Origin of the sequence: Vibrio barjaei, from assembly GCF_001639065.2 — a bacterium.
GTDB lineage: Bacteria > Pseudomonadota > Gammaproteobacteria > Enterobacterales > Vibrionaceae > Vibrio > Vibrio barjaei.
Genome location: NZ_LQXO02000053.1, coordinates 373,718 through 386,023, shown reverse-complemented (window position 1 = coordinate 386,023; position 12,306 = coordinate 373,718). Strand labels below are relative to the sequence as shown.

The 12,306-nt window shown below is 45.3% G+C and carries 10 protein-coding genes; 3 read left to right on the top strand and 7 right to left on the bottom strand.

Annotated elements, in window-relative coordinates; all coding sequences use genetic code 11:
* Position 1: 1 nt before the first annotated feature.
* The 7 genes from AWH66_RS22350 to AWH66_RS22320 all read right to left on the bottom strand — a co-directional run bounded on the left by AWH66_RS22350 (position 2) and on the right by AWH66_RS22320 (position 7,801).
* Positions 2 to 1,495, bottom strand: a complete 1,494-nt coding sequence (locus AWH66_RS22350) for an ABC transporter substrate-binding protein (RefSeq protein ID WP_063603397.1) — start codon at positions 1,493 to 1,495, stop codon at positions 2 to 4.
* Positions 1,496 to 1,518: 23 nt separating this feature from the next.
* Entirely contained in the window at positions 1,519 to 2,346 is an 828-nt protein-coding gene (locus tag AWH66_RS22345; protein WP_063603398.1) for an ABC transporter ATP-binding protein, read from the bottom strand.
* Positions 2,343 to 3,101, bottom strand: coding sequence for an ATP-binding cassette domain-containing protein (locus AWH66_RS22340; RefSeq protein WP_143081559.1), 759 nt, complete (start codon positions 3,099 to 3,101; stop codon positions 2,343 to 2,345). Before AWH66_RS22340 ends, AWH66_RS22345 begins: the two co-directional genes overlap by 4 nt.
* A gap of 173 nt (positions 3,102 to 3,274) precedes the next feature.
* Positions 3,275 to 4,594 (bottom strand): MATE family efflux transporter, encoded by a 1,320-nt coding sequence (locus tag AWH66_RS22335; RefSeq protein WP_063603400.1) that lies wholly within the window; start codon positions 4,592 to 4,594, stop codon positions 3,275 to 3,277.
* Between the two features lie 201 nt (positions 4,595 to 4,795).
* Positions 4,796 to 5,830, bottom strand: coding sequence for a hypothetical protein (locus AWH66_RS22330; RefSeq protein ID WP_006070467.1), 1,035 nt, complete (start codon positions 5,828 to 5,830; stop codon positions 4,796 to 4,798).
* 153 nt (positions 5,831 to 5,983) lie between these two features.
* A complete protein-coding gene (locus tag AWH66_RS22325; RefSeq protein WP_063603401.1) occupies positions 5,984 to 6,772 on the bottom strand; it encodes an IclR family transcriptional regulator in 789 nt (262 codons plus the stop codon).
* Positions 6,773 to 6,874: 102 nt separating this feature from the next.
* The gene (locus tag AWH66_RS22320; protein ID WP_063603402.1) at positions 6,875 to 7,801 is read right to left on the bottom strand and encodes an SMP-30/gluconolactonase/LRE family protein; all 927 of its coding nucleotides are present in this window, start codon (positions 7,799 to 7,801) and stop codon (positions 6,875 to 6,877) included.
* Between the two features lie 246 nt (positions 7,802 to 8,047).
* Between AWH66_RS22320 and AWH66_RS22315 the strand changes: the two genes are divergently transcribed.
* Genes AWH66_RS22315 through AWH66_RS22305 form a run of 3 tightly spaced genes read left to right on the top strand, consistent with a single transcriptional unit; the run spans position 8,048 to position 12,298 of the window.
* Positions 8,048 to 8,755 (top strand): ABC transporter ATP-binding protein, encoded by a 708-nt coding sequence (locus tag AWH66_RS22315; protein ID WP_171393821.1) that lies wholly within the window; start codon positions 8,048 to 8,050, stop codon positions 8,753 to 8,755.
* Positions 8,742 to 11,222: an ABC transporter permease gene (locus tag AWH66_RS22310; protein ID WP_063603403.1), complete on the top strand. Its 2,481-nt coding sequence runs from the start codon at positions 8,742 to 8,744 to the stop codon at positions 11,220 to 11,222. Before AWH66_RS22315 ends, AWH66_RS22310 begins: the two co-directional genes overlap by 14 nt.
* Positions 11,222 to 12,298 carry a lipocalin-like domain-containing protein gene (locus AWH66_RS22305; RefSeq protein WP_006070462.1) on the top strand — a complete coding sequence of 359 codons (1,077 nt, stop codon included), beginning with the start codon at positions 11,222 to 11,224 and terminating at the stop codon, positions 12,296 to 12,298. The genes AWH66_RS22310 and AWH66_RS22305 overlap by 1 nt, the downstream gene beginning before the upstream one ends.
* Positions 12,299 to 12,306: the final 8 nt, after the last annotated feature.

Genomic DNA, 12,306 nt, shown 5'->3' with positions numbered 1-12,306 from the left:
GTTAGTTCACCTTAGTGTTTGCATTGATAAGGCGACGTTCGCTTGGGTCGCGAACAGCATCAGAAACACGAAGACTTTCACCCTGAATGACACGTTCGTGTAGCAGTGGAATGGCAGCGAAATCGTTCAAAATGATCTGTTCTGCAGCAATGATGGCTTGTTGACGTTTTGCTCCTAAAGGCTGTAGATCGGCGTAAGTCAGAGCGTTGTCGACTTCCTCAGAACAGAATTGACCTAAGTTGAACGATCCCTTACAGCCAAAATCACTCATCATATATGCGATAGGATCGCCTGAATCCAAAACTGTCGCTCGAGAAAGAATAAAGGCATCAAAATTACCCGCTAATGCATCGTTTTCAATTTGAGCGTACTCACGGATATCAAGTTCTACTTGGAAGCCTGCGCTTTCAAGCTGCTGTTTGAGCAAAGCGGCGACTTCAGGAAGTTCAGCACGGTCAGTGAAAGTACCTATGACGATTTTCTCACCATTTGCTTTTGTTTTAGCTTCAATTGGTGATGCTTCGGGACGAAGTGGTGCAGCCCAAGCAAGTGCCGGACCTAACAAACCCTTCGCAATATCGGCATGGTTTTCATACACAGTTTTAATGATTTGCTCTCTATCTACCGCGGCGGCGGCAACTTGGCGCAACTCTAATTGACTAAAAACATCTGACTTATTGTTTAAGTAGAGTGTGTTAGTACGCGGCATAGCCACTTCGTGTAAAAGGTTGCTATCAATCGTTGCTATTTGAGATACAGGCACAGCTTCGACAACATCGGCGGAACCTGTGCGTAGTGCTGCTGCACGCGTGAAGCCATTTGGAACATACTCAGCGATGACCGTGTCTATGTGTGCTTTCTCACCCCAGTAATCATCGAATCGTTTTAGCTTGGCACTGGTTGTGCCGTTAATTTCTATTAATTCAAATGGACCAGTGCCTGCACCAGTAGGTACGACTCGACCATTCTCTTTATATGCAGTTGCCGCCAAAATGGCGAGTTGAGGACTTGATAAGCGGCTAGGTAGTAAAGGGTCATTAAATGTTGTCTTGATTTCTACGTGCGATGAATCAAGGGCTCTCACAGTGAGGTCAACACCATCAAGTATACGAGGCTTAGGTGCAGCACTCAAAGCCTGTTGCAGTGAGTTAACCACTGATTCTGCGGTTAGCATGGAACCATCGTGGAATTTCACACCCTGGCGAATAGTGAAGTGCCATGTGAGTGAGTCTATCTGCTTCCAATCGGTAGCCAGCATTGGTTCAACCTCGGAAGCAGGGGAAAGATTGATTAACGTTTCCGCAGTACTCCAACGTGATAATTTGAAAGCGTCGTCAGATAATGGTGATAGTCCAGTGCGAGGTGGCTGCATCATTGCCACACGAATCTCGGATTTGACGCTTGAGTCACTGTTTTCAGTTTGTGAATCAAAACAGCCAGTTAACGGTAGAGCGAGCGCAAGCGCGCATGCCAATTTAATTGAGTGAAAACGCATGATTATGTCTCGGTGATGTTGTGTTAAGTATTTGCTTTTGAATGAATTTGGGCACGAATCAGTGCCTGAGTTGTTGAGTGAACAGGTTGTTCCATGATTTGTTTAACAAAGCCGTATTCGACGATCTCTCCTTGATCTAAGACCACTATCTCTTCACATAGCGCGATTGCTGCCTTGAGGTCGTGACTGACAAGAAGTAGTTGCAGGTCATATTTTTGCTTTAGCGAGTTGAGCAGTTCGATTATTCGTTGGCGATTTACTGGGTCTAAGCTACTGGTAGGTTCGTCTGCAACAAGTAACTTGGGTTTTACAATGAGCGCACGAGCGATGGCGATTCGCTGTGCCTGACCTGTTGAAAGCTGTTGCGGGTAGAGTGGCAACAAGTCCGCGGTCAAGCCAACCTCGTTCAGTGCAATTTGTGCGAGCTGTGGGTGGTTCCCCCCAATTTTGAGGTTTTCTAGTGGTTCAATCAGGATTTGTTCGACTGTGTAATACGGATTTAAACTTGTGTGTGGCTCTTGGGGAACCATTTGTACTTCACTGCAGACCCTCAAACGTTCGCTTGCGTTGTGGAGAGGGAGTGTCCTTCCCGCGATTCGAACGTTTCCTAGTGAAGGTGTCCGTAAACCAAAGAGCAATTCAATAAGCGTAGACTTGCCGGCACCCGATGGGCCAACAATGGCAGTGTTTTGATTCTCGATCTGGAGGGAAACATTACTGAGTGCTTTAAATGGTTTTCCACCCAACCATCTAGGAGTAGAGTAGTGGTGCACACTGACATTGCTAAAGCTCACTAAAGTTGAACTTACCTTACTACAACTCATGATAGTCTCTTCGATAATGGCAGTCATTGAAGGAGTCCTTTCAGTGAACGACAAAAATGATGAGAACTGGATTCAAGAGCGACTCGCGGTTCACCATAAGCAGCGACTTTTCCTTCGTCAATAACCAGTAATTTGTCGCAAGCTAACGCACTATTTAGGTCGTGTGTAATCAAAATACCAGCCATATTGGACTGCTTTACGCTTTGGCGAATGAGAGTCAATATTTCCTGTTCAGTGACAGGATCGAGAGCACTTGTCGGTTCGTCTGCAATTAATACTTGAGCTTGGCTTAATAAACCAATAGCAATGCAAATGCGTTGTCTCTGCCCACCAGAGAGTTGGCTAGGATAATTGGTTAATACTATGGCCGGATCAGGAAACCCAAGACGAGCAAGTAGATTAACTATGGTGTTCCGATTTCTAGCGCTTGGCTTTGTTTGGTCTCCGGTGAGAGCGAGACAAAGCTGCTTCTCTACAGAAACTAGAGGATTAAGCGCTTGAAGGGCATCCTGAAAAATGAAGGCTGGCCGTTGTTGTGCAGAACGATTAAGCAATGGAATCTCACAGACTTCACTGCCCGCAATTGTTATCGTACCCGATACGGATATGGTGTCTGGAGTAAAGCCCGCAATGGCTTTAGATAGCATGGACTTACCAATACCTGAAGGACCCATTACGGCCAGCATTTCCCCCGCAGATACGTCAAACTGAATACCTTGAAATAGGATTCGGTCTTTACTGCTTATAGATAGTTGATTTATGGCGAGGAGAGGAGGTGTCACGAAAAAACTCTTAAATAATACGTTATAACATAACAATGTTATCATCACGAGTTAGGTAAGAGAAGAGCAATGCACAGATTACGGTGTAGATTTTCTAGCTGGTGTATCACCAGATTAAATCAAAAAAGCACTCAAAAGAGTGCTTCTTGAATAGTATGGTTTTGTGGTTGGGGCTAAGAAATGGTTTGATGACCACACTTTTGCTTAACTTGACCGATGAATGGATAGAGAAAGACGATACGGCCACAATAAAAAATAGTAAAAGCAAGCCATAAACCGTGGTTACCACATAGTGGAACAGCCAATAACTGCGCCAATAAAAACACCATCAGTGTTGCAATACTGGAGTCTCTGACCGGTCGGGTTGTTCCGGTTCCGGTAAAGATCCCGTAGACCGTTAAGCCGTACCCGGCAACCAAGGGGAATACAATTAGCCAGGCTGCCACTTGGTGATACAAGCTGAGGAGTTCTGTTTGTGTCGTGAACAGTAAAACTAAATGCGATTGGAACATCAGCACCAACAGAGTGAGAATTACGATGAAGCCCGATGTCCACTGGAAATTGAGTGTTAGCACTCGATCTAGCATCTTTGGATTGTTTTGTCCGACGGCTTTACCTGCGAAAACACTAGAGGCATTGGCGATACCGTCAAACATGTAGCTGACGATAAAAGTAATTTGCATAAGAATGGCGTTAACCGCAAGTACGTCAGCCCCTAGTTGAGAGCCAACTCTTGCCATCATGTTGAAGAAAACTAAAATGCAGACCGTTCTCAACATCAAATCAGTGTTCGATGAGACGATCGTTGAGAAGTCGTGCCTACTCATTTTGGCGGAGGAAGTAAGGCGAGTTAGAGACATTCCTTGTGTATTGAATACTAATGTCATTCCAATCGCAAATGTCGTGATCTGTGCAATCAAGCTTGCATAAGCCACACCCGCTACACCAAGGTCAAAGTACAGTACAAACAGGGCATCAAGGACAATATTCAAGACATTGCCAAAGACCTGGGTGTATAAAGTTTCTTTCGCTTTCGCTTGCCCCATCAACCAACCAATAATGGTGTAGTTGAGAAGCACAAACGGAGCACCGAAGATCAAAATACCAAAATAGATATGGGCTTGTTCAGCTACGGCATTTTCGGGCTCTATTATCCAGAGTGCTCCTTGCCAAATGACGGACTGTAGTAGGATAAAGCTTGCACCGACAACAGCAGCAAGAACAAATGGGCGCATCAAACTATTTGTCATCAATGCCTCATCACCTTTACCTAATGCCATTGCACTTTGGCCCGTTGTACTAACTCGGAAAAAACCGAACAACCAATATAGGGTGTTCATAATGACCGTCCCGATAGCAACGCCACCAATCAGCTCTGTGATACCTAAGTGGCCAATCACAGCAGTATCGACGGCACCCAGCAGAGGCTGAGTGACTGTGGAGATAATAAAGGGCAGAGCAATTTTGAAGTAATCTGAATGAGAAATAGTCATAGCAAAATAGCGGTGCACCAGCAAACAAGAATGTTAGTCGCCAATGAGAATTATTTACATTGCGTGAATGGTAGCGAGATTTATTGTGAATGTCATGGATTGATTCATGTGCAGTTACCAAATGCTCAGGAAACAAGCACCTTAAGATTTCAACCTGCCTGAAGCAGACTCAGGCAGGTTTTACAGCGGGGCTATTGCCGATTACTTAAAGCAAGGTAATACATCCTGCTCGAAATAGGGTTCTTGGTTTACCCAAAACATATAGTTAACATGAAGAAACGACTGAGCGAATGAGTGGAGGGCAGGAACAAGACTTTGTCGGTTATCCACGACGTCAGTATTGTTGGTTTGGCCAATGTAGTTACCATCTTGTATCGCGATACCAAGTGGCACGGTATAGTTATTCTCATGCATCATTGCTAGGGCGTGATTTAATTGTCCGCGTTTTCGCATCATAAGGTCAGGTGCGCCAAGGCCAACGCCTATTTCTTGTCCATATTGATAAATACTCTTTAAGTAACCTTTATCTTCCCATGGTAGCCATTCACCAACCATAAAGTTAGCGTATTGCATCGTGGTGGAGGTTGGGAACGCGTGTTTCATGGCTCGCATATTATCCTTGAGTCCTTCGACATAACTCGCTTCAGTGAAGCTTGGATCTTTCTCAACGCCAATAGCGGTTTCTTGAAGGTTGATGCCTTCAACTTTTCCATCAAACTGTTTTCCTAATGCGTTGAGGAGTTTCGCGAAACGCGCTCTTACTTTGCTGTCCCACCGTTTTGCCACCCAACCCTCTGGCTCACCGTCGTCTGTGTATTGGTAAACCGCACCACCATCGTATTCATCAGACAATAGGTAGCTAGGTACGCCTTTGTAGCGAGGATCAAACGTCGCGTCCTGAAGCTGAATAAAGAGCTTTTTGCCATGTGCTTTTAGATAGTCATAATCGGCTTGAATCATAGAAAAGTCGTACTGATCTTTCTCTGGTTCTAACATTGCCCACGAGTACATGATTTGCGCACCCGAAAAGCGAGTGTTGTTTAGCAATGGGTGATTGTGTATGGCTTCTCGATCACGCGCAAAGTACACAAAATGCTGAATATTGTCTTTTGGAATCGGGCATTTAGCAGAGATATGGTTTTTATATTCGTTGGCATAACGGTCGACAGGGTTGTCCCATTGTGCCTGTGCATGACCAGTGATGAGTAATGCAGCTAAAAAGCAGAGCTTTTTCATAATCTGATGAGTTCCTTGAAATGGCGAGATAGCGAACGTGAACAGCTAACGAACTTAGTGAAAAAGAGCTAAGTTTGGTAATTACTATGCCCCCAGTTTAAGGAAGCTTTAGCTATGTGACTGTATGATTAGGTAAAGATGAGTCACACCTTGCTATTTACTTTCCGCCAGCTCTTTCATTTCCTGATATACGGCTTCTAGGCTCTGTTGGGCGACACGAAGAATAGGGAGGTAATTTTCGAGATCGGCAACGGTTTTACGGCTCTTTGGACAATGACAAAATAAGGCTGCCATAAAGTTGCCAAATTGGTCATAAAGGGGAAGTGCGATCGCCACCATACCATCAATGAACTCTTCATCATCCACGCTGTATCCTCTGCGTTGAATAACGTTTAGCTCCTTTTTTAGGCTCTGCTTGTCGATAATGGTGTTTTTCGCACACTGGCTCAGTTCAATTTTACTCAATACTCGACGTAATTGAGGTGGCGTCAAAGTACTTAAATAAAGCTTGCCACTGGCGGATGCCCAAAGTGGAGTGGGAAAACCAACCGGAATGACAATCTGCAACGGCCAATTAGTTTGAATTCGGTCGTAGTAGACCATATGCGGGCTAGGGTCATCATTCGCCAAGGCCAAACCACAGGTTTCCTCTAGCTTACGAGAAAGGCCGTGCAGAATAGCTTGTCGTTGCAGTTTATGCTGATTGGTCCATCTTACATCTAATGCAATAGACAGCATTTGTGAACCCGGATAGAAATGACCGCGTTCATCGGATTGGATGTAGTTTGCGTCATCGAGTTGCTGCAACAATCGGTGGCAAGTAGGCTTGGGAATCCCTGACTCGAAGATAATATCAGAAGCTGAGATAGGACTCTTTGCTTCGCCAATTCGTTCAATAACGTTGATAAGACGATCGACTGAATTTACTTTTTCCGACACCATAGATTCCTTTTAAAAGCTCACCCTAAATAATATCCAATACCACTGCGTTAACGCAGTCATGTGGGCAGCAAGGCTTTATATTCCCAAAGTATTTTACGAGTTTCAACTGGTTAAAGAGACATTGACTTGATTTGAGTGGGGCAAAACGTCGGTATTAACCCGATACTCTTCTCGTCCTTGAGTTGGCGCATCGAGAATAAAGAGTTCTCCTGAACTGGGATATAACACCGACTCTTGAGTGGTGAGTTCATAGTCTGCCGTTGTGACGAACAAGGTATTGAAATCTTCGCCGCCAAAAGTACAGCGCGTAGCGTGCTTAACCGCAAGATTGATTTCACCAAGTTGTGTGGCATGACCTATTTTGCTCTGTGACGGAGTGTAATAAGAAATGATGCCGCAGTCCCAATGACAGATATACAGGTTTCCGTGGCGATCAACGGACAGCCCATCAGGATAGCCCTTGCACTCATCGAGCTCAACAAACACCGCCTTTTCAATTATTTGGGTCATCGAATCATCGAGTTGATATTCATATACTTTTCTTTGGAACATATTTGAACAGTAGGCGCGTTTGAGTGCTGGGTTAAACGCTATGCCGTTGGCGACGCTGAATCCAGAATCCATTTCAAGCGCGGTGTTCGCCGTTAGTCGGTAAAGCTTGCCATCAGGAGCTTCAAGTTGCTTGTGGTTCATTGAACCAAACCATAAATGACCATTCGGAGCCGTAACCGCATCATTTAAATGAAGCTTAGTTGAACCAAAGCAAGGATCAGCGATAGGAGTAAAATCGTCAAAACTCGAAGTACAATAAAACAGTCCCTGTTTGCTAGCACATATCCAACCATTGCCCTCACATCGTGCAATCGCCGTGATATCAAAAGGTACGTGAAAGACTTGGGTACTCTGGCTGTGAATTGAATACTCAAAAATCTCACTACCTGCAGCTTCGACCCAGACGAGACTATTGGTGTCGGGTTTCCAAATAGGCGACTCGCCAATGGTTGTTCTAATTCCTTTTACTGAATGCATTTTAACTATCCATATTGATACATTTTGTATCAATATAGTTTAATTTATAGTTCAAAGAACGTTTTCTTTCAGGAATATGTGAAATGACGCAGCGGATTAACGAAAACACAATGACTTAGCTAATGAGTGGGCGCAATGCACAAGAAATATCCGTTATAATTTCGATAATTAGCTCGCTCAACAAGGTAAGCATCCGTTACCTTAACGAGTACGTATAAAGTATCCAAACCCAAATAAGGAATCTGGATGGAAAGCTCGATAGTGCCAAGAGCGATGGTTTTACCAAGGCCGGTAGTTGTACTTAAAGATGCGGTCAAAACGTTTATTGACGGCAAAGAATCTCATCACGTATTGGACAGAGTGAACTTGTCGCTGGCGGAAGGAGAGAGCATGGCACTCACTGGCGCAAGTGGTAGTGGCAAGAGCACGCTATTGAATATTTTGGGTGGTTTCGAGCCAATGACCAGTGGGACCTTAGAGTTGGCTGGTGAATTGGCGCAAACGTGGAACGATAAGCAATGGGGCTATTTTCGTCACCACAAGCTTGGCGTAGTCTTTCAGCAATTTAACCTGCTAACGCCGTTAAATGTCCGACAGAATATTGAGTTTCCTTTAAGTTTAAACAAACGGAAGTGGAACGCTTGGTGCGACTATTTAGTCGCTAAATTGGATATTCAACCACTGCTCGAACGCCATGTTTCTGCGTTATCAGGTGGTCAGCAACAACGAGTGGCGATTGCAAGAGCGTTGGCGCATCAACCCGCATTGCTTTTGGCAGATGAACCCACCGGAAACCTTGACCAGAAAGCGGGCTTGGAAGTGATGCGACTGTTAGAAGATATTACCCGCGAAGGAAATACATCTGTTTTGCTTGTCACTCACAGCGAAGAATGTGCGGCGTTTATGCAGCGACGTTGCCGTCTAGAAAACGGATTGCTTTATGAAACACCGTAAAGGGACCCATCTACGAGTCGCTCTGTCCATTTCTGCTGCTCACTATCGTCAAGCGCCTTTACAGGCACTCGCTATTCTTATTGGCATTCTCTTGGCAGTGACGTTATTTGTGGCCGTGCAAGCGATCAATTTAAACGCCAAACGCAGTTACGCGGAATCGGCAGAATCGCTTAGCGTCAAGGCGAGTTATCTAGTCATTCCAATGCCTGGACAGCGCTATCTTGCGGAATCGGTGTACTTTTCATTGCGTCAATCTGGGTTGAGTCAATCGTTGCCAATACTTGAGGGTCGAGTGAGAGATGATACTGGGCGACGTTATTCTATCCAAGGAAGTGATATTGTAGCGGCCGTCACTTCGCGCTCTCGATTACAGTCAGAAAGTGATGATGTGTCTTTATCTAATTCAGCATTGCCTATGGCGAATTTGATGAATGGCGAACCTTTTGTCATTGTAAGCGAAACTCAGTATCAAAGGATGGGCGGCACTAAGACTGCGGTTTTGGACGACGTTGCTATCCAGTTTGTTGTCGTACCCGACGAATGGCAGTTGGGAAGTCGCTTGCTGGTGGATATCAGCTTTGCCCAGCGTTTGCTGAACAAACAGGGGCAGCTTAGCTACATTGCCATACTGGATAACAAGGTGGCTGACGATACTAAGTGGCAGGCGTTGATATCAGGCAAAGCACAATGGGTTGCCAATACAAAAAGCTCAGACCTTGGTTCACTGACGGAAAGCTTTCACCTCAACCTCACAGCAATGAGTATGTTGGCATTTCTGGTTGGGCTATTCATTGCCTACAACGGTGTGAAATACAGCTTACTGAAACGCAATCGGCTGTTGGTGCAAGTGCAGCAAGCGGGACTCACACCTAACACGGTTTTCTTGGCGCTGATTCTAGAGCTGGTGGTTTTAGTTACTGTAGGTACCAGTCTGGGGTTTATCTTTGGTATCCAATTAAGTCATTGGTTACATCCCACGGTAGCACTCACCTTAGAGCAGCTTTACGGCGCAACGTTATTGCCTGGCACATGGCAATGGCAATGGTGGGCTCAGGCATTGCTACTTACGTTAGTAGCGGCATTGTTCGCTTGTTGGCATCATTTTAAACAGAGGGTACAACAACCCTTATCCTCCCACGGCGGATTCTATCAATCTCCGGAACAGAGCAATGAAAACCGCTTGATGATCGTTGGGCTGATATTTGTTGTGGTGGCACTCATTGGCCTTTGGTTGAGTAGTTATTTTCGCTTAACGATGTTTTGGCTGGGTGTGTTTATTGTCGCGATTCCAATGTTACTGCCCAAGTCTCTTAGCCTGCTAGCTCGAATAGCAGAACGTAAAACCTCTACTGGGTTGGTCCAGTACCTATTTGCGGAATTGCGGGAACTGATTGCACCTTTGTCTTTGGCTATGATGGCGCTGTTGTTGGCTATTACCGCTAATATAGGAATGAACACTTTGGTGGGCAGTTTCGAGTCGACATTGAAACATTGGCTAGAGCAGCGCCTGCATGCGGATATTTATGTCAGTCCTGCACAAAGTGACATGACTAAAGTCGAGCAGACGTTAGCTCATTTCGACGGCGTGGAAGAGGTCTATAAGCAATATTATGTACAATCTAACGTCAGTGGACTGCCTACGCGATTAGGTACCAAAGACCGTATAACCTTAGAACAAACCATGGTGTTTCAATCAAAAGTTAATGATTTTTGGTCCCGTTTCTATGCTGGGGATGTCGTGGCTATCAGTGAGCCGATGGCAGTGAAACTGGGGTTAGTGCTGGGAAGTGAGCTGCCTAGAGACTTTATGTCTGGTATGACACTGACAGTCGGTGCCATTTTTTATGATTATGGTTCGCCCGATGGCGAAGTGCTTATCTCGCCTGAGTTATGGCAATCACAAGGGTTCTCGATGGTGCCAAGCAGCTTAGGTGTGAAGGTGAGCGGTAACCGCGAAGCTATGCAGCAGGCATTAAAAACCAAACTGAATTTACACTCCAGTCAATTGTTTGATCAGGCAGAAATTAAGGCGATTGCGCTCAATATATTTGCTCAAACCTTTGCTATTACCAGCGCTCTCAATGGTGTGACGTTACTCGTCGCTGTTATCGGCTTATTTACTTCCTGTTTTATGCTACTGGAAGCTCGCAAAGCAGCTATCGCTCGGCTTTATGCACTGGGCGTCAACAAATCGCAATTGTTTGTTATGGTGGTAGGACAAATGGTCACTTTAGTGCTGTTCACATTATTGGTTGCCTTGCCACTGGGCGCATTGGTCGGTTATGTGCTGACTGATATTGTGACATTGAGAGCATTTGGTTGGAGTTTGAACTTTGTTTGGAGTTGGATCGATGTGGTTCGCCTTGCGACCATAACCGTCGCCGTGACCATCGTCGCGACCATTATTCCTTTGTGGCGTTTGGTGATTCGTCCTGTGGTCGCAAGTTTGCAAAGCGAGGTACTGTAATGTTCAAACAGATGATGGCGGCATTATCGGCTCTAATCCTTATTGGCTGCGGTGAACCTGACGCTCCAAGTTTTGGTCAAATGTTAGGCTCCGATGATGGTCAATTTGAAGAGGTCAAAGGTGGTCGCATTCTTTCTTTTCCAGAAGATCATCAAGCCCACAACGACTTTCGCCAAGAGTGGTGGTATCTGACGGCAAACTTACAGGATGCCGAAGGCCGAGAATATGGCATTCAATGGACACAGTTTCGCTTGGCGGTGAGTTCGGAGACACCAGCGAATGAAAATGGATGGCAAAGCCAGCAGATCTTTATGGCGCACAGTGCGATTACTACCCCTGATATTCATCTTGCAGATGAGAAGTGGTCTCGCCAGCACCCAGAAATAGCGGACGTATCAAGCGAACCGTTTCGAGTCTTTATTGATGATTGGCAATGGACTTCCACAACCAACGATCTTTTCCCTGCGACTCTTGATGTCGCATCAAACCAGTTCGGCTATCAATTGTCATTGACTCGAACCGCTCCCTATCAAAAACAAGGTGATGAGGGTTATAGCGAGAAAAGCGCTGACGGAAAGGTTGCATCGTATTATTACAGCCAGCCCTTTATCGACGTTCACGGTACTGTATCGATTAATGGAGAAAGCCATCAGGTATCTGGACAAGGCTGGATAGACCGAGAGTGGAGCTCTCAATTTTTGCTCGATTCTCAACAAGGATGGGATTGGTTCGCAATACGGTTAGACGAAGCAACGAGTTTGGTGGTCTTTCAATTGCGTGATGCTGCGACCGGACAAGCGAGTTATTCCTATGGGCGATTAATGTATAAAGATGGTCGAGGCATTACTTTGACTCAAAACGATCTAGAACTGTCAGCCGTTCAACAAACGATAATTGAAGGCCAATCATACCCGACGCATTGGATACTAAAAGTCGTGTCTCAGGGCATTAACGTAAAGCTTTCAGCACTTAATCCTAACGCCAAAATGCCACTATCCATCCCATATTGGGAAGGTCCAATTATCGTTGAAGGATCTCATCTGGGTAGAGGATATATGGAGCTCACTGGTTATTAATCAGAGCG